Here is a 17,449-nt window from a genome sequence, read left to right as displayed (position 1 = left end):
ATCGGTCCGACGAATTTTCGGTCAGGTCACCGGGTGAGGCGCGCCTCGGCCTCGATCTCGATCTTCATCCGGGGGTCGAGCAGGCCGACGACCATCATCGTGGCGGCCGGTCGCACCGCGCCGAACCAGCGGCTCAGCACCGGCGCGCAGGCCTCGAAGTCGGCGCCGTCCGGCAACAGGTAACGAACCCGGACCACGTCGGCGATCGAGCCGCCGGCCTCGGCCAGGGCCGCGTCGATCGTGCGCAGGCACTGCTCGGCCTGCTCGGCCACGTCGTCCGAGATGGTCATCGTGGCGTAGTCGAAGCCGGTCGTGCCGGAGACGTGCACCCGGTCACCGTCGACCACCGCGCGGGTGTACCCGTACTTCTCCTCGAACACCGAGCCCGAGGAGATCGCATACCGCTCAGCCATCCGGGCAGACTAACGGCCGAACAGCTTCCAGCCACGCTTCTTCTTCTCGGCCACCGGCTCGGCCTCGCCGTTGAGGACCTCCAGCCGATGCTTGGCGACCGGGTTGCCGGGCTCCAGCCGCAGTGAGGTCGCCAGCGCCTGGCGCGCCTGGTCGACATGGCCGAGCGCGGCCAGGGCCATGCCGTGGGTGAAGTAGTAGTGCGCCTCGTTCGGGTCCAGGCCGATCGCGGTGCGGGCGGCCTGCTCGGCGTCGGCGAGCTGCCGGTCCGCGGCGAGCAGCGCCCAGGCCACGCGGTCGTGCCAGAGCGGGTTCTTCGGCTCGACGACGACCGCCCGGTACGCCATCGACATCGCCTCGTCGTGCCGGCCGAGCAGGGTCAGCGCCCGGCTCGCGATGGCGAGCGGACGAGGGTCGCCGGGGGCCAGTTCGATGGCCCGGACGGCGGCCTCGAGAGCGGTGTCCATCTGGTCGAGGGCGAGCCGGATCCGGGCCATCAGGATCCAGCCGGCCACCGATTGCGGGTGGGATGCCAGAACCGGTTCGAGGATCGCGGCGGCACGGTCCGGCTGCAGGTGTTCGAAGAGCGCGGCGGCACGGGCCACACCCAGGTCGGCCGGGTCGGCGAAGGCACGCGCCGGGGCATCGGTGGCCGCCGCCGTCCGGGTGGATGAGGCCAGCTCGGTCATCGGGCCACTCCGCGTCGCACGTAGCTGGGGGTCACACGGTGATTATCGGCGGCGAAGGCGGATAACTGAGACATTTCGCCGGAAGATCATCATCGGCCGGCGAGCTTCCTCCGGCGGAAAATCACCAGGAGGCAGACGATGGCGGCGGCCGGCGCCGCCATCAGGGCGGCGAGCCGCCACGACGGGTGAGCCGCGTCGGTGATCGCGAGACCCAGCGTGGCCGCCGCGCAGACGCCCACGATCAGCCAGAGCGAGTTGGTGGAGAGGCCGCGCCCGGAGTCGCCCGGCTCGTCGGCCGGAGCGGTCAGCAGGCGGACGCCGAAACCGGTCGCCGCAGCCGTGCCGAGCAGCGCGGAGAGCCACCCGGCCGGCGCCACGATCGCGAAGAGCAGCAGCGCCACGGCGACCCCGGCCGCGATCATCGCGATCCGCTGACGCCCGGAGGTCAGCAGGCCGCGCAGATAACCGCGGAGCGCGGGGTCGAGCCGGGCGACGAAGAAGCCGGCGTACGCGGCGGGCGCCAGCGCGGCGGCCGCCGCGATCACCCGCGCGGACCCGGTCGAGGACTCCGCGAGACGCCAGCCGAGGTACGCCAGAAGCGTCAGGATGATCGCGGTGTAGACCAGGAACTGGCGCAGGGCGACGTCCAGCAGGAACCGGCTGGCCTGCTGGCTCGGATCGGTCCGCAGCGCCCCGACCAGGCCGGACGCCCCACGCGCGAGGCGGCCCAGCGCGAACGGATGGTGGTGCACCACGTCCAGCGCGGCCAGCTCGTGCAGGGCTACCGCGTTCTCCGGGTCCAGGGCCAGCGCGTCACGCAGCGCCTGCCGGGCCCGGTCCCGCAGGTTCAGCTGCTTCATCACCATGGCGTAGGTGATCCGGAAGTCGGACTCGTCCGGACCGAGCCGCACCGCCTCGCGCGCCGCGTTCTCAGCGGCCACCGGGTCCCGGCCCTCCTCCAGCAGCGCCCACGCCAGCCGATTGTGCCGGTACGGGTTGTCCGGCTGGCGCAGCACCGCTTCCCGCGCCGTGGCGATCGCCTCCTCGTGCTGGTCAAGCGCGGTCAGCACCCGGCTCAGCGCGGCGAGCGCGTCCGCCCACTCCGGCGCGTTGCGCACCGCGCGCCGGGCCACCTCCTCGGCGAGCTCGGGTTTCTTGAGGGCGAGCTGCGCGTGCGTCATCAGGATCAGAGCGGTGACGTCGTCCGGCTCCGCCGCGAGCACCGGACCGAGCAGCTCCGCGGCGGCGCCAGGCTCACCGCGGACCAGCTGGATCCGGGCCATCTCGACGGATCGGGTCACGCTCCGCCCCTCCTATCGGACTTCGATCACACCCTCGGCGATCAACCAGATGCCGAAGATAGCGAAGAGCGCGGCGGCGCCGTACTTGATGGCCTTCTCCGGCAGGTGCCGGCCCAGGTAACGGCCGACCAGGATGGCGAGGGCGTCGGCCGCGACCATGCCGACCGTCGAGCCGATCCAGGTGCCGAACCAGCCGTGCTGGGTGGCGAGCGTGATGGTCGCGAGCATGGTCTTGTCACCGAGCTCGGCGAGGAAGAACGCCCCACCGACGGCCAGGATCGCCGAGCCGGTGGAGCGCTCCGCCTTGCTCTTCTCCTCGTCGGTGAGCTTGTCGCCGCGCAGCGTCCAGGCGCCGAAGGCGAGGAACGCGATGCCCGCCACCAGGGAGATCCAGCCGGTCGGCAGGGTGGTGCCGAGGCCGTACCCGATACCGACCGACACGAGGTGCACCAGGGCGGTCGCCACGGTGATGCCGACCAGCACCGGAATCGGCTTGAAGCGTGTCGCGAATGTCATGGCCATGAGCTGCGACTTGTCGCCCAGCTCAGCCACGAAGATCACCGCAAAGCTGATGCCCAGCGCGGCGAGGAAACCTTCCACAGATGACTCCCGGTTGATGGCGACCGGGGCTCAGGCGCAGGGCGACCTCGACCCGGCCGCACTAGTGTTGCGGCCTGGTCGAAGGTCTCGCTCGCCTTTGGGAAAGGCCGCGCGGCCGGACGCCGGAGCGTCAGTATGTCGACCGCGACATTGGGAGCTACTCCCCTTCGCGCCCGGAAGCATAGCGCATGAGGCTGAGCCGCTCCTTCACCTTGCGCCCGACCGCCGCGGTCGGCGTGGGCTGGGCGATCGGCGCGCATTCCTTGTCCGATCGGTTCCCCTCCAGCCGCTTCGGGAGGACGCCCGACGCGAGGTAGTCACCGATCGTCGAGTCGACGCACGCGTTGCCGAAGAGTGAACCGGCGTGCGTGGTTCCGCCCACGCCCTCCACCAGCACCGATTGCGGGAACCGGCGACGCGCCTCGATCGCCCCGGTGAACGGGGTGGCCGCGTCGAGCGTCTCGCTGATCATCAGGACCGGCGGGATCCTCGTCCCGGTCACGTCGACCGGGCGGCCGGGGCGGGCGGCCCAGTGCCGGCACGGCGCGTTGTACCAGGCGTTGCCCCAGGTCTCGAACGGCGCCTTCTTGTGCACCCGCCAGTTGTCCTTCGCCCAGCGCCGCCAGTCGGACGGCCACTTGCTGTCGGTGCACTGGACGGCCAGGTAGATCGCATAGCTGTTGTCCCCGTCCGCGGTCTGCGGGTGGTTGTCGTCGTACAGCTTCCGCAGCGGCTTCGGGTCCCTCCGGTGCACCCAGGCGGAGAACGCCCGCGCGGTCGCCTCCCAGCCGAAGATGTAGTAGCCCGGCTGGAGGAAGACGTCGGTGAGCTCGGCCGGGCCGATCACTCCGCCGATCGGCCTGGTGGCCGCCTCACCGAGCTGCCGGTAGTAGAGCCTCTCCACGGCCTTCCCGGTCCGGCCCAGGTGGTAGATCGCGTCGTACTTGGCAATCCAGGCGAAGTACACCTTGATCGCGCGGTCGAAGGCGATGTCCTGGTCCAGGTTCGAGCGGTACCAGACCCGGCCCGGGTCGACGACACCGTCGAGAACCATCCGGCGCACCCGGTCCGGGAACTTGGTGGCGTAGACCTGGCCCAGGTACGTCCCGTACGAGAAGCCGTAGAAATTGATCTTGTCGGCGCCCAGGGCGACGCGGAGCGCCTCGATGTCACGCACCGAGTCCTCGGTGCGCAGGTGCTCCAGCAGCGGGCCACCGGCCTTCGCGCAGGCTGCCGCATACGCCTTGGTCCGGGCGTGCCAGGCCTTCTCGATCGCCTTGGTGACCGGCACGTACGCCGGCCGGTTGTACCCCGCGTAGCCGGTGTCGCAGACCAGTTTCGGCGTGCTCGCGCCCACGCCACGCGGGTCGAAGCCGATCCAGTCGTACCCGGCCCCGCCACCGTTCGGCACGTGCGTCCCGAGCGTGGCCATGCTCCGCCCGGCGCCGCCCGGGCCACCGGGGTTGACCAGGATGACGCCCTGGTACTTCTCCTGCGGGACGGTGTGCCTGACCCGCGAGACGGCCAACTGGATCTTGGCACCGTCCGGCTTCGCGTGGTCCATCGGCACGGCCACGAAGCCGCACTCGGCGTTCTGCGCCTTCAGCGTCGCTTCGGTGCAGGGGCCCCAGGTGATCGCCGCCGCGTTGCGCCCGCCGCTGGAGGCCTCGGCCGGTGCCGCCGTCACCGTGGCGCCGGTGGCGCAGAGCGCGGCCGTGGTGGCGGCCGCCCAGAGTCTTCTCATCTTTGCCCCTTATGTCCGATTTACCCCTCATTTTTGTGGTGAATCGGACAGAGGGCGGGAGTCCACGCCGATCTTTTCTAAGCTTTTGCCCGATTGAGACCGGCTTGGATCAACAGAGCGAGCGCACCCAGGGCCGCGACCACCCCGCCGTACGCCAGCGCCGTGTCGTGCAGGCCGATCCGTCCCGCGACCACACCGGCGACGACGGCCGGAAGGCTGAACGCCACGTACGAGACGACGAGCGCCACCGCCATCAGCTCGCCCCGCTCGTGCGGCGCGGCGATCCGGGCGAGCGTGCTGAACGACGCGAGCGACGCCGCGCCGAACCCGATCCCGGAGATCACCGAGCCGAGCCCCGCCAGCAGCAGGCTCTCGGTGAGCAGCCCACCGACCCCGATCAGACCGCCGGAGGCCAGGCCGGCGCCGGCGACCGCCAGCACCCGCGCGGTCGGCACCCGGCGCAGCAGGAACGAGGCCACCGCTCCGGCGCCGCAGACGAGCGTGACGACCAGGCCACCGACCAGATGGTCGTGCAGCCCGAACGAGTCGGCCGCGACCGACGGTCCGAGCGACATGTAGAGCCCGCCGAGCGCCCAGCTGGCCACGATGATCGGGACGAGCGCGAGCAGGTCGGCCCGCAGCCGGGCCGGAACACCGAGCTTGGGTACGAGCGACGCCGCACCACCGGGACGCCGGGCGGCCGTCTCCGGCAGCAGGGCAACCACCACCGCGGCGAGGACCATGCCGCCCAGCAGCAGCGCGTAGACCAGGTGGGTGGGGAACGGCGCGTACTCCACCAGCACGCCGGCGCCGAGCGCGCCCACGGCGAGACCGGCCACCGGCGCGATGCCGCTGACCAGGCCGGCCCGGCCCGGCGCATGGCGCGGGTTGAGGTCGATGAGGGTGGCGCCGAGGGTGCTCAGCGCGACGCCCGTCGCCACGCCCTGCACGATCCGGGCCACGATCAGCGTGGCGACGTCGCCGGCGACGACGAACAGGATCAGGGCGGCCGCCTCCAGCGCGACGGCCCCGGCCAGCACCGGACGCCGGCCGATGTGGTCGGAGAGTGCGCCGAGCACGAGCAGCGCTCCGATCAGGGCGGCCACGTAGACCGCGAAGATCACCGTGAGCGTGGCCGCGGAGAAGCCCCAGAGCTGCTGGTAGACGACGTAGAGCGGGGACGGCACGGCAGCCGCCGCCGCGAAGGTCAGCAGGATCGCGGCGACCGCGGCGAAGGCCGCCGGGTGGGTGAGGCGCTTGTTCACGGGTGGGGCTTCGGCCAACAGCGTCACGGGTTTCCCCCTGTTCTGAACAGACAGGTCTGTCTGGTTACGCGATGACACTAGACAGACCTGTCTGTTATCGTCAAACCATGTCCGCCACATCACCCCGACCCTCCGCCCGCGACCGGCTGCTCGACGCCGCCGACGAGCTCTTCTACGCGCAGGGCGTGCACACCGTCGGCATCGACAAGGTGATCGAGCACGCCGGGGTGGCGAAGGCCTCCCTCTACAGCACGTTCGGCAGCAAGGACGGCCTGGTCCGGGCATATCTCCAGCGCCGGCACGACGATCGGCGCAACCGGATCACCACCGGCCTGGAGCGCTTCGACAATCCGCGCGACCGGCTGCTCGGCGTCTTCGACGTGCTCGCCGAGACCGCCGCGAAGCCGGACTTCCGGGGCTGCGCGTTCTACAACGCCAGCGCCGAGGCGCACCCGTCGAACGTGGTGCAGGAGGAGGCGGACGCCACCCGGGCCTGGACCAGGCAGCTCTTCCTCGACCTGGCCCGGGACGCCGGCGCCCGCGACCCGGAGGCGCTCGCCGCCCAGCTGGTGATCCTCTACGACGGGTCGACCGCCGGCGCGCGGCTCGATCGGGGACCGCACGCCCCGGCTCTGGCCCGGACCATGGCGGCCGCCCTGCTGGACGCGGCGACCTGACGCCCCGGTTTCGGCGACCGAAACCGCGACGCGCGCGTCCGAAATTTCCCCCTTATGCCGTCCGGCCTGTCACCATGCGAAACATGGACGAGTTCTGGATCCACCCGCGGCTGGGTACGGCAACTCGGGACGGTCACGCTCCGCGGCACTACCTGGTAGCCCTCCAGCACGCGGTGCAGACGCTCGACGCCGATCCGCATTGGCAGCGCTGGTGGCACGGTTCCGGCCTGCACGGGTGCGAGCTCGGAATAGTGACCGAAGGACGGCTGGACCACCTGCGCCCGAGCGCCGACATCCACCGCGTCGACGATCTTCTGCGGGCCAACTTCACCTGCGAGCTGCCACCGGCCGGCGCCGGACCCGACGAGCTGGCACGGCGCGCCACCACCGAGGTGCGGACCATGTTCGAGGTGATCCGGGAGGCGATGGCGCTGGCCGACCTGCCGCCGACCCCGGAACCATCGCCGGCGCCGGGCGACGCGGACGAGGTGCCGGTGACCGCGAAGTCGCTGCCGTCCATTCCGCGTGAGCTGGAGCAACAGGGGTACCTGACGCTCACCCAGGTCCAGGATTTCTTCGGCTAGAACTCCACCCGTTCCGGGCGGTGCGCCCCGGGGCTCCGCTGCGCAGGAATTTCCGGGTACGGCGTGACGACCACCGCCGTCCCGCAGAGGCCGATACCCGCGTACCGCTCCGGCCACCGCCACCTGACCGCCGCCGCGTGTGCCAGCCCCAGCAGGACGCATCCGCCGATCGCCGCCGGAACCGCGCGTACCAGCGGATAGCCCGCCGGAAGGCCGAGGATCTCCGGCAGGTCCCGAAACGCCAGGCAGACGAGGCTGCCGAGGAACACAGTGGACAGAAGGGGCGAAACAAAACGGCCCCAGGCGCTCTCGCCGCCCGGCGCCCGGTTCAGGTGCAGCAGCGCGGCCAGCGCGGTGACCAGCAGCAGGAGCAGGATGCTCAGCGCGCCCCCGAGGATCATCCAGCGAGCGGTCACCGGCCCGGGATCAGCGCCCGCCGCATAGGCGCCGGCCAGCGCGGCGCCCACGACCAGGGTCTGTGTCAGCGAGGCGGCCCGCGGCGCGCCGGTCCGGCGGCCGGTGGCGGCCAGCACGGACGGCAGCACGCCCTCACGGCCCATCGCGTACAGGTAGCGGGCCATGGCGTGGTGCAGCGCCAGCACCCCGGCCAGCACACCGACCACCAGGATCACCCGAGCCGTGGTCACCGCCCAGGGCAGCAGGCGCTCGCCGGCCAGGGCGAAGAGCAGGTCAGCACCGCGGGCGCCGGCCACCGCGGTGATCCGGTCCGGGCCGGCCGCCACGATCATCGACCAGGTGAGGCCGCCGAGCAGCAGGGCGACCAGGAGCACCGCGCCGTAGCCGCCGAACCCGGCCGTCCGCCTCGGCCGCAGCGTCTCCTCGGCGTAGTTCCCGGCGCTCTCGAACCCGGCGAAGGCGAGCACGCCGGCCGCCAGCAGCAGCCCGAGCACCGGCCGGTCGATCAGCGAAGCGTCCACCCGGATCGACGCGGCGGTGATCCGCTCGCCGGACGGCTGCAGCAGGTTGCTCGCACCCACGCCGACCAGCACCGCGGCCTCGGCGACCGCGAGCAGGCCGGCCACCCCGGCCGCCACCTCGATCCGCATGGTGCCGAGCAGCGCGACCAGGGCCCAGCAGGCGGCCGCGCCGGCCCACCACGGGACGGCCCAGCCGAACCAGCTCTGCGCGAGGGGTGTGGCGGCGGCGCCGGCCAGGGCGTACAGACCGAACTGGATCGCCTGGTAGCCGGCGAGCGCCAGCCAGGCGGCGGCCAGGCCGGCGGGGCGGCCCAGGCCGCGGGCGACATGGGTGTACGCGGCGCCGGCGCTCGGCGAGCGGCGGATCATCGCCGCGTACCCACCGCAGAAGAGGAACAGCAGGACGCCCAGCGCGGCGAAGGTCAGCGGCACGAGTGGGCCGGAGCCCGCCGCGAGGGACACCGGAACGAGGGTGACCAGGGTGACCACCGGCGCGGCGGCGGCGAGGCCGAAGAACGAGACCGAGGCCACGCCGAGGCGACCGGTGGCCAGCGCGTGCGGATCGTCCTCAGGCGTCTCCACGGGTCCATTCAGTCGCACCAGTAACACCGGTGCAACTGTTAGTAGCGATTCACTGACCGTTCGTGACCAGGTTGGCACGCGACTCACTGGTTTTTCTCAGGTGAGTCCCGGCACCGCCGACAGCAACACCGTGCTAGCGACTGAGCAACTGACGGAGTTCCTCGCCGTCGTCGCGGACCGGCCCGACGAAGCCGCCGCGCAGCGTGCCGCCGTGGAGTGTGCGGTGCGCGCGCTCGGCGCCGACCTCGCGGTGCTGGTGGTCGACGGCAGCGTGGCGGCGGTGGTCGGGCTCGCGCCCGACGCCGTTCCCGCGTACGCCGTCGGCGAGGTGGCGGCCGGCCGGCGCGGCACGCTGGTGATCGGCGAGGACTCGTACGCGGTCGCCCGCGCCCCGATCGGCGGCGCCTCCCCCGGCGCGCTGGTGCTCGGCCGGCGAGCCACCGGGTTCACGGTCGAGGAGATCTGCCTGCTCCGCGGCATGGCGCAGGTGCTCCAGCTCAGCCTGCACACCCTCCAACTGGTCGAGGCGGAACGGCGGCAGGCCGCTGAGAACGGCCGCCTGATCGACTCGCTGCAGCGCCGCCAGCGCCTCTTCGACGAGCTCAGCACGGTGCAGCGGGCGATCGCCCGGCGCGAGCCGCTGCCCCGGCTTCTCGAAATGATCACCGAATCGGCCGCCGAGCTGATGGACGTCGAGATGGCCGGCCTCACCGTGCTGGACAGCGACGACCCGGCCCGGACCAGCCTGGTCGCCTCGCACGGGATCCCGGACGACGCCGTGGTGCGGATGCAGCAGGTGCCGGTCGCCGCGCTCGGCGCCGCCGGCCTCGCGATCATGGGTGACGAGTTGATCTCGGTCGACGACTACGCCAGCTCGCCGATCGCCGTACCCGAAGTGGTCCGCGCGAAGCTCAAGAGCATCATGGCGGTGCCGGTGCACGAGAACGGCGTGGTGATCGGCGCGATGTTCGTCGGCTCGTACGCCCGGGTGCGGGAGTGGGACAAGCCGTCGCGGGAGATCCTCCAGGCGTTCGCCGAGCACGTCAGCCTGGCCATCACCGACGCCCGCACGCTGCGCGAGATGAACCACGCGTTCCACGACGCGCTGACCGGCATGGCGAGCCGGGCGCTGTTCATGACCCGTACCGAGAACGCCCTGTCCATGGCCCGGACCGGCGGAGCCGCCGCGCTGCTGATCGACCTGGACCGGTTCAAGGTGATCAACGACGCGCTCGGACCGAACGCCGGTGACCGGCTGCTCACCGCGGTCGCCGACCGGATCCGGGAGTGCCTGCGCACCGACGACACCGCGGCGCGGCTCGGCGGCGACGAGTTCGCGGTGCTGCTGCCGGACGTCGCCGGGGTGGAGGCGGCCGTTCCGGTCGCCCGGCGGATCGTCGCGGCGATGCGGGAGCCGTTCGACCTCGACGGCCGGGAGACGTTCGTGACCTGCAGCGTGGGGGTGGCGTACGGCGTGACCGGCGACCAGGACGCCCAGGAGTTGCTGGTCCGGGCCGACCTCGCGATGTTCGAGGCGAAGAAGCAGGGCAAGGACCAGTTCACGGTCTTCGACCCGGTGATGCGGGAGTCCTTCCAGAAGCACCTGGAGATGGAGGCCGACCTGCGCCGCGCGGTGCTGCGGCACGAGTTCCAGCTGCGCTTCCAGCCGATCGTGCGGCTGCGGACCGGGGAGATCTCCGGGCTGGAGGCGCTGGTCCGCTGGCAGCACCCGGAGCGCGGGATGATCCCGCCGCTGGACTTCATCCCGCTCGCCGAGGAGACCGGCATGATCGTGCCGATCGGTGAGTGGGTGCTGCGGGAGGCGTGCCGGCAGGCCGCCGGGTGGAACGCGCGCCGCGAAGGGCTGCCGCCGCTCACGGTCAGCGTGAACCTCTCCGCCGTGCAACTGGACCGGGCCGATCTGCCGGACGTGGTGCGCTCCGCGCTGGAGGAGAGCGGGCTGCCGGCGCACTGCCTGGTCATCGAGCTGACCGAGTCGCTGATCGTGGACCACCGGCCGGAGACGCTGCGCCGGCTGCACGCCATGAAGGCGCTCGGTCTGCGGCTGGCGATCGACGACTTCGGCACCGGGTACTCGTCGCTCGCGTACCTGCGGCGCTTCCCGGTGGACATCATCAAGATCGACAAGTCGTTCGTCGACGACGTCGGCGACGTACCGGCCGCGGCGGCGCTCACCCACGGCATCATCCAGCTCGGACAGGCGTTGCAACTCTCCACGATCGCCGAGGGGATCGAGGACGCCGAGCAGCTGAACGAGCTCGCCGGCGGCAACTGCGAACTGGGCCAGGGTTACTACTTCGCCGAGCCGCTCACCACCGAGGCGATGCAGGACCTGCTCTTCGGCGGGTGACGGGTGTTCGCCCGTTGGACCGCGAGAATTGCCTGTGACGTAGATCCCTGAAAGCTCTGGTTCCCCGGAACTTCACGTCCGGGGTCGACATTTGCCGTCATGGACGTTCTGCTGACCGTCGTAGTGCCGGTCTACGCGGTCGAGGGCTACCTGTACCAGTGTCTGGAGTCGATCCGCGCCGGACTGACCGCCGAGGAGAACTCGCAGGTCGAGGTCATCGCGGTGGACGACGCCTCCCCCGACGCCTGCGGGTCGATGCTGGACGGGTACGCCGCCCGCCACGGTGACGTGCGAGTCCTGCACCTGACCAGCAACGTGGGGCTGGGCCTGGCCCGCAACGCCGGCCTGGCGGAGGCCCGCGGCAGGTACGTGTGGTTCGTGGACAGCGACGACTGGCTGCCCGCCGGCTCGATCCGGGCGGTGCTGGAGAGGCTGCGCGAGACTGAACCGGACGTGCTGCTCGTCGACCACCTGCGGGTGCACGAGAACGGCCGCCTGGACACCGACGCCAGCTCACCGCTGCTGCGCGGCCCGGCCACCGTGGACCGCCTGCTCGGCGTGCAGCACACCGCCTGGAACCGGATCATGCGGCGGGACTTCCTCGCGAAGCACGACCTGCGGTTCCCCGCCGGGTGGTACGAGGACGTCCCGTTCAGCAACCCGGTGCTGCTCGCCGCCGAGCGCGTCGAAGTGCTCAACCGGGTCTGCTACCACTACCGGGTCGGCCGGATCGGGGCGATCACCGCGACCCGCAGCGAGCGGCACTTCGAGGCGTTCGAGCAGTGGGACCGGCTGTACGCCTGGCTGGACTCCGCGGGCGTGGACCCGGCGCTGCGTGTCCGGCTGTTCACCTTGATGATCAGCCACCTGCTGGTGGTCGCCGGCAACGACTCCCGGGTGCACCCGAGACGCCGCCGCCAGTTCTTCCGGCGGATCGCCGACCTCTACCGGCGGCACCGTCCCGAGGGTTACCAGCCCCCGGACGGCGCGGCCGGAATCAAGCACCGTCTCGTCGCGGTGAACAGCTACGCGATGTACTCGGCGCTGCGAACGGGTTACCGGATAGCGGGTCTGCGGCGCCGATCCACCGAACGGACACCTGTGGTTTCCCCGGACCTCCCCTCAGCGCCACAGCCCGTCCGAACCACATCCCTACGTTGACGGCGTGCTTCGTCCCGCCCGTGACTCCGACCGCGACCTCGTGCTGGGCTGGCGCAACCACCCAGCGGTGCGAGCGGTCAGCCTCACCACCCACGAGATCCAGCCCGCCGAGCACGCCGCCTGGTGGGCGTCGCGCAGCGCTGACGTCCTCATCTACACCGAGGACGGCGTACCCGCCGGGGTGGTGATCTTCAACGGCAACACCTGGTCGTTCTACCTCGACGTGGAAGGGCTCGGCCCCAAGCTGCTGCCGGCCTGGATGCGCCTCGAAAAGGAGGCCGTCGAGTACGCGTTCGGCACGCTCGGCCTCGAGACCCTGGGCGGCGAGACGCTCGCGGAGAACAAGCAGGTGCTCGCGTTGCACCGGCGCTTCGGCTTCCGGGAGACGCGCAGATACGAACGACTCGTCGACGGAGTGCCGAAGACGGTCGTCTGGACAGAGAGAGCGAAATGAGCAATTCGAAGCCGTACATCGTCGCGGAGATGTCGGGGAACCACAACGGTTCGCTCGACCGGGCATTGCAGCTGGTAGATGCCGCCGCCGATGCCGGAGCCGACGCCATCAAGATCCAGACGTACACCGCGGACACCCTGACCGTGGATGTGAAGCACCCGCGGTTCCAGCTCTCCAAGGGACACGAGCTCTGGGGCGGCGAGTACCTCTACGACCTCTACACCCGCGCGCACACCCCGTGGGACTGGCACGAGCCGATCTTTGATCGTGCCCGCGAGCGGGGCATCGCCGCCTTCTCCAGCCCGTTCGACCCGACCGCGGTCGACCTGCTGGAGAAGCTCGACGCGCCGATGTACAAGATCGCCTCTTCGGAGATCACCGACCTGCCGCTGATCCGCCTGGCCGCGTCGACCGGCAAGCCGATCATCATCTCCACCGGCATGGCGACGCTCAAGGAGATCACCGCCGCGGTCGACGCCGCACAGAGCGCCGGCGCCACCGACATCACCGTGCTCAGCTGCACGGCGTCGTACCCGGCCCCTCCGGAGCACACCAACCTGCGCCGCATCCCGGTGCTGGCCGAGGCGCTGCGGCTGCCGATCGGCCTGAGCGACCACACGCTCGGCATCGGCGTGCCGATCGCCGCTGTCGCGCTCGGCGCCGTCCTGATCGAGAAGCACGTGACGCTGAGCCGGACCGACGGCGGCGTGGACTCGGCGTTCTCCCTCGAACCCGCCGAACTCGCCGCGCTCGTGGTGGAATCGGAACGGGCCTGGCAGTCGCTCGGCACCACCAGCATCGGCCCGACCGAGGCGGAGAAGGAGGGCCTGCGGTTCAGGCGCTCCCTCTACGTCGTCGAGGACGTCAAGGCCGGCGACCCGGTCACCGAGAAGAACGTCCGCTCCATCCGTCCCACCGGCGGCCTCGAACCCGACGCCATCAACTCCGTGCTCGGGCGCGTCTTCACCGCGGACGCCGCCAAGGGAACACCGCTCACCTGGGATCTGGTCTGACGTGTGGCTGCAGGCTAACAAGCAGGAGTGGAAACACTTCCTCACCGCTGCCGAAGTCTTCTGGCAGAAGAACCTTCCCCCGGCCTCCGACGACGCCGTGATCCTGGTGGAGGCCTTCCACCAGGACCTGCGGGTCACCCTGCGGAACCTCGCGGTGGCCAACGCGATCCGGCGGATGCATCCGTCCCGGCTGGTCGTCTTCACCGGTGTCGAGGAGGCCTGGCAGAAGACGCTCTGGCAGGGCTTCGACGTCGCGCTGGTCCGTGAGCTGGCCTCCGCCTACGGCGCCGACGAGACGATCGACGTCTGGGACCTCGTGCGCAAGTCCTCCGGCGCCACACCGACGTTCGACACCTCGGGTTACGTGGCCGCGACCGACGCGCGCCTCGCGAAACTGCCGCGGCTGCGGCCGCAACCACCAACCGAGCGTCAGCGGTACGGGGACGGACTCGCCGCCTTCTACGAGGAGCAGTTCCGCCGGCCCGTGATCGCGCTGGTCACCAGCCACGTCGACTACGACCAGTGGGGACTCGCCGTCGAGGTGGCCCGCCGCGCCGGTGTCCCGGTCGTGCACACCCAGCAGACCGGCTGCCTGAAGGCGTACGCGCTCTTCCCCGAGCACGACACGCACACCGGCACGTTCCGCGAGGAGCTCACCCGGCAGATCGGCGACGTGTTCGAGACCAAGCTCTGGCCGCGTCGCGAGGAACTGCGCCGGGCCACCGAACTGATCGCCTGGCGCGCCAAGGTGAACCTGGGCCGGCCCAGCTGGTGGCGGGGCGGCGCGGCCGCGTCCGTCGACCTCAACAACCCGTCCGAGCGGGCGGTCCTGCGCACCCACACGGCGGCCCGGTTCGGTTTCGACCCGGAGAAGCCGATCGTCGCGGTCTTCAACCACGCGGTCTCCGACGCGCTCGGCACCAACCGGGAGCTGTTCCCGAGCCTCGCCGACTGGTTCACCGACACCGCTGCCTTCGCGGCCGGCCGGGACGACGCGCAGTGGCTGTTCCTGGACCACCCGAGCCAGGCGCTCTACGACTCCAGCGGCTTCTTCGGCAACCTCGCCAAAGAGCACCGGTCGTCCCGTCATCTCGTCTTCAAGCCGAGCGCGGCGATCAGCAAGAACGCGCTGTGGAGCCTCACCGACCTGGGCGTCACGGTCCGGGGCAGCGTGAGCAACGAACTTCCGGCGTACGGCATCCCGGTGATCCAGGCCGGCTGGTCCGAGTGGAGCTCGTGCGGGCTGTCGACGGTCGTGGACTCCACCGACGCGTACTTCAAGACCCTCGACGAGAGCATCACCGCGCTGCACGACGGCGCGTCGCTGGTCTCCGAGGAACAGGTGCGCCGCGCCCGCCTCTGGCTCTGGCTCTACCGCAGCGGCGCCGACGTGGTCACCCCGCAGGTGCCGCAGTGGGAGGTGTGGCCGGTGAACACCCTGCTCAAGACGATCCGGGCGACGTTCCGGCACATCGAGAGCGACTCCGACCCACTGTTCGAGACCGTCGAGCGGATGTGGACCCGGCGCGAACCCATGCTGACCAGGACCCCGCTATGAGCGTCGGCACCTGGTTCCGCACCGACTTCGACGAGCCGTCGGTCCCCGCCGAACTCCCGCTGGAACTCACCATCGGCATGCACCCGTCGGTGACGATCGTCGACCAGACGGTTCGCGGCCGGGGCATCATCGGCCGGGTCACCGGGGACTTCGGCGCCGTCGCCGTGAAGGTGGCCGGCACCGGCGGTCCCGTGCGGGTCACCGTCTCGATCGGGCTCGACGAGGTCAGCACCCGCTGGTGGGCGGACCGCGTCCGGCCGTCCCGGACCACCCCGGAACTGCCCCGCCTGATCGCCCTGCGCGCCCAGGGCCGGATCCGGGGCAGCGCCGTGCTGGCCCGCCGGCAGGGCTGGCGGGGCGCGGCGAGCGCCGAGGCGGTCCTGGCGTTCGACCTGGCCGAGGGCGAGCTCGACGGCGACGGCCTGCTGATGATCGAGCTGGGCGAGACCCCGCCGCCGTCGTGGGCGGCCGGGCGGCTCTCCGTCCGGCCCGTCGTGGGCCTGAGGTTCAACCGCATCACGGTACGGGAGAGCACCGGTCCCGAGCCGACCACCGGATCCAACACCTTCACCGGCTGTGACTTCGCGGTCCTGCAGCCCGGCGCGTCCCCGGTGCAGCGGCTGATCACCCAGCCGGTGCCGGCCGCGCCGCCGCTGCCGCTCACCCCGCGCAACAAGCTCACCCGGCGCAGGCCGGCGCGGGCCGCGTTCAAGGCCGTCCGGGCCGCACGCCGGGTCGCCTACCGGGCGATGCCGGCCCGGCCGGGGCCGCTCTCCGGAGTGCTCGCCGCCGACGTGATGACCGGCGACCCGATCGCTGTCGAACTGTCCGGCGACGAGATCCGACTGCCCGGCCCGATCGAGGCGCCGGTGCTGCTCGGAGCGGCCCGCCCCCAGCCGACCCTGGCTTGGCGGCTGCGGTGACGCTGCGCCCGGTGCCCGCCGCCCGGCCCGCGTGGCGGCTGCTCCCCGTGCCCGGCGACCGGCCCGCGTGGCGGCTGCGATGACGCTGCGTCCGGTGCTCGGCGCCGACTCGGTGGAGAATCTCCGGATTCTTCGGGATTTGCTCGCCGGCCCGCCCGGCAAGCTGGAGATCCCGCCCGGCCGGCATCCCCTCGCCGACGGCCTGCGGGTGCCGGGCGGATGGACCATCCGCGGGGCCTCCGAGGACGACACCTGGCTGGTCGCCACGGAACGGACCGGCCACCCGGTGCTGCACGTGCTCGGCTCCGACGTGTCGATCAGCGACCTCGGGCTGCGGCCCGCCCCGTCCGACCCGGGCGAGCACGGCGGCGACCGGGGTACCGGTCTCACCATCGGCGAATACCTGTACACCGAGGCTCCCGAGTGGATCTCCGGCGTGGAGGTTCGCCGCGTCCGGGTGGACCACGGCGACCTGCGCACCGCCAACGCGATCGGCGTGATGGGCGCGGTGCGCGACATCGTGCTCCGGGACGTGACGGTGACCGGCGGATACACCGGGCTGGCCGTCCACTGGGGTGCGGCCGGCGCCGACGTCGCCACCCTGGTCGGCCCCACCTATCACCCGCATCGGCTGGACGTGGCCGGGCTGACCGTGTCCCGGGCGATCGAGGGGTTCTACCTCAGTTCGGTCCATGACGTACGGGTGACCGGCGCATCGTTGACGGACGTGGAGATGGGTTTCCGGCTGCTACCGGGCGACAATACGGACCGGTTCGTCTCGTCCCCGGAGATCGGCTCCCGCATCGAGATCGCGGACGTGGACGTCACGTGGTCGGGGCCGCTCTACGCGGTGCGGATCGCCGGCTGGGGCCGCAGCGAGATCGACGGCGTGGTCACGGTGCTGACGTATCGCGACACGGTCATCCGAGACTGCCGCCTGACCGGCCGCGGAACCGGAAACGCCTGGTCTCCCATAGTGGTGGAGCAGGCAGCCGGCGTAAAACTCCACTCCATCACCGTCGCGTCCCCCGAACAGCCCCCCGAGCCGTAGCCCACACACGTAATCCGCGCGCTTAACCCGCCCCACCTACGGCTCGCCCACCCGAGCCGTAGCCCACGCAGGCTTCCCGCCCGTCTAACCTGCCTCACCTACGGCTCGCCCACCCCAGCCGTCGCCC

Annotated in this window: 16 protein-coding genes; 9 read left to right on the top strand and 7 right to left on the bottom strand. The window is 71.4% G+C overall.

What is annotated here, in order from left to right:
- Positions 1–26 precede the first annotated feature (26 nt).
- The 6 genes from AB0F72_RS13335 to AB0F72_RS13310 all read right to left on the bottom strand — a co-directional run bounded on the left by AB0F72_RS13335 (position 27) and on the right by AB0F72_RS13310 (position 6,037).
- Entirely contained in the window at positions 27–413 is a 387-nt protein-coding gene (locus tag AB0F72_RS13335; RefSeq protein WP_360429893.1) for a RidA family protein, read from the bottom strand.
- A 9-nt stretch (positions 414–422) separates the two neighbouring features.
- Positions 423–1,100 (bottom strand): tetratricopeptide repeat protein, encoded by a 678-nt coding sequence (locus tag AB0F72_RS13330; RefSeq protein WP_360429891.1) that lies wholly within the window; start codon positions 1,098–1,100, stop codon positions 423–425.
- Positions 1,101–1,189: 89 nt separating this feature from the next.
- Positions 1,190–2,401, bottom strand: coding sequence for a tetratricopeptide repeat protein (locus AB0F72_RS13325; RefSeq protein WP_360429889.1), 1,212 nt, complete (start codon positions 2,399–2,401; stop codon positions 1,190–1,192).
- Positions 2,402–2,413: 12 nt separating this feature from the next.
- Positions 2,414–3,001, bottom strand: a complete 588-nt coding sequence (locus AB0F72_RS13320) for a TMEM165/GDT1 family protein (protein ID WP_360429887.1) — start codon at positions 2,999–3,001, stop codon at positions 2,414–2,416.
- A 157-nt stretch (positions 3,002–3,158) separates the two neighbouring features.
- Positions 3,159–4,745 carry an alpha/beta hydrolase gene (locus AB0F72_RS13315; protein WP_360429885.1) on the bottom strand — a complete coding sequence of 529 codons (1,587 nt, stop codon included), beginning with the start codon at positions 4,743–4,745 and terminating at the stop codon, positions 3,159–3,161.
- Between the two features lie 77 nt (positions 4,746–4,822).
- A complete protein-coding gene (locus AB0F72_RS13310) occupies positions 4,823–6,037 on the bottom strand; it encodes an MFS transporter (protein WP_360429883.1) in 1,215 nt (404 codons plus the stop codon).
- 80 nt (positions 6,038–6,117) lie between these two features.
- Here AB0F72_RS13310 and AB0F72_RS13305 point away from each other — a divergent pair, with 80 nt between their 5' ends.
- Entirely contained in the window at positions 6,118–6,687 is a 570-nt protein-coding gene (locus AB0F72_RS13305) for a TetR/AcrR family transcriptional regulator (protein WP_360429881.1), read from the top strand.
- An 83-nt stretch (positions 6,688–6,770) separates the two neighbouring features.
- Positions 6,771–7,271 (top strand): hypothetical protein, encoded by a 501-nt coding sequence (locus AB0F72_RS13300; RefSeq protein WP_360429879.1) that lies wholly within the window; start codon positions 6,771–6,773, stop codon positions 7,269–7,271.
- Here AB0F72_RS13300 and AB0F72_RS13295 read toward each other — a convergent pair.
- Complete coding sequence (locus tag AB0F72_RS13295) at positions 7,268–8,791, bottom strand: APC family permease (RefSeq protein WP_360429877.1); 1,524 nt, start codon at positions 8,789–8,791, stop codon at positions 7,268–7,270. The two genes, AB0F72_RS13300 and AB0F72_RS13295, sit on opposite strands and share 4 nt — an antisense overlap.
- Positions 8,792–8,921: 130 nt before the next feature.
- Here AB0F72_RS13295 and AB0F72_RS13290 point away from each other — a divergent pair, with 130 nt between their 5' ends.
- The 7 genes from AB0F72_RS13290 to AB0F72_RS13260 all read left to right on the top strand — a co-directional run bounded on the left by AB0F72_RS13290 (position 8,922) and on the right by AB0F72_RS13260 (position 17,322).
- Positions 8,922–11,162 (top strand): bifunctional diguanylate cyclase/phosphodiesterase, encoded by a 2,241-nt coding sequence (locus AB0F72_RS13290; protein ID WP_360429875.1) that lies wholly within the window; start codon positions 8,922–8,924, stop codon positions 11,160–11,162.
- Positions 11,163–11,261: 99 nt separating this feature from the next.
- Positions 11,262–12,323 (top strand): glycosyltransferase, encoded by a 1,062-nt coding sequence (locus AB0F72_RS13285; protein WP_360429873.1) that lies wholly within the window; start codon positions 11,262–11,264, stop codon positions 12,321–12,323.
- A gap of 4 nt (positions 12,324–12,327) precedes the next feature.
- Positions 12,328–12,777 (top strand): GNAT family N-acetyltransferase, encoded by a 450-nt coding sequence (locus tag AB0F72_RS13280; protein ID WP_360429871.1) that lies wholly within the window; start codon positions 12,328–12,330, stop codon positions 12,775–12,777.
- A complete protein-coding gene (pseI, locus tag AB0F72_RS13275; protein ID WP_360429869.1) occupies positions 12,774–13,790 on the top strand; it encodes a pseudaminic acid synthase in 1,017 nt (338 codons plus the stop codon). Before AB0F72_RS13280 ends, pseI begins: the two co-directional genes overlap by 4 nt.
- Position 13,791: 1 nt before the next feature.
- Positions 13,792–15,348, top strand: coding sequence for a hypothetical protein (locus AB0F72_RS13270; RefSeq protein WP_360429867.1), 1,557 nt, complete (start codon positions 13,792–13,794; stop codon positions 15,346–15,348).
- Positions 15,345–16,271, top strand: a complete 927-nt coding sequence (locus AB0F72_RS13265) for a hypothetical protein (protein ID WP_360429865.1) — start codon at positions 15,345–15,347, stop codon at positions 16,269–16,271. Before AB0F72_RS13270 ends, AB0F72_RS13265 begins: the two co-directional genes overlap by 4 nt.
- A gap of 79 nt (positions 16,272–16,350) precedes the next feature.
- A complete protein-coding gene (locus tag AB0F72_RS13260; protein WP_360429863.1) occupies positions 16,351–17,322 on the top strand; it encodes a hypothetical protein in 972 nt (323 codons plus the stop codon).
- Positions 17,323–17,449: the final 127 nt, after the last annotated feature.

The organism is Actinoplanes sp. NPDC023936 (genome assembly GCF_040639325.1).
Classification (GTDB): Bacteria; Actinomycetota; Actinomycetes; order Mycobacteriales; family Micromonosporaceae; genus Actinoplanes.
This window is presented reverse-complemented; position numbering and strand designations above follow the sequence as displayed.

Coding starts and splice junctions, on each gene's coding strand:
- AB0F72_RS13335 (WP_360429893.1), bottom strand. CDS start 413: ATGGCTGAGCGGTATGCGATCTCCTCGGGCTCGGTGTTCGAGGAGAAG.
- AB0F72_RS13330 (WP_360429891.1), bottom strand. CDS start 1,100: ATGACCGAGCTGGCCTCATCCACCCGGACGGCGGCGGCCACCGATGCC.
- AB0F72_RS13315 (WP_360429885.1), bottom strand. CDS start 4,745: ATGAGAAGACTCTGGGCGGCCGCCACCACGGCCGCGCTCTGCGCCACC.
- AB0F72_RS13305 (WP_360429881.1), top strand. CDS start 6,118: ATGTCCGCCACATCACCCCGACCCTCCGCCCGCGACCGGCTGCTCGAC.
- AB0F72_RS13300 (WP_360429879.1), top strand. CDS start 6,771: ATGGACGAGTTCTGGATCCACCCGCGGCTGGGTACGGCAACTCGGGAC.
- AB0F72_RS13285 (WP_360429873.1), top strand. CDS start 11,262: ATGGACGTTCTGCTGACCGTCGTAGTGCCGGTCTACGCGGTCGAGGGC.
- pseI (WP_360429869.1), top strand. CDS start 12,774: ATGAGCAATTCGAAGCCGTACATCGTCGCGGAGATGTCGGGGAACCAC.
- AB0F72_RS13265 (WP_360429865.1), top strand. CDS start 15,345: ATGAGCGTCGGCACCTGGTTCCGCACCGACTTCGACGAGCCGTCGGTC.
- AB0F72_RS13260 (WP_360429863.1), top strand. CDS start 16,351: ATGACGCTGCGTCCGGTGCTCGGCGCCGACTCGGTGGAGAATCTCCGG.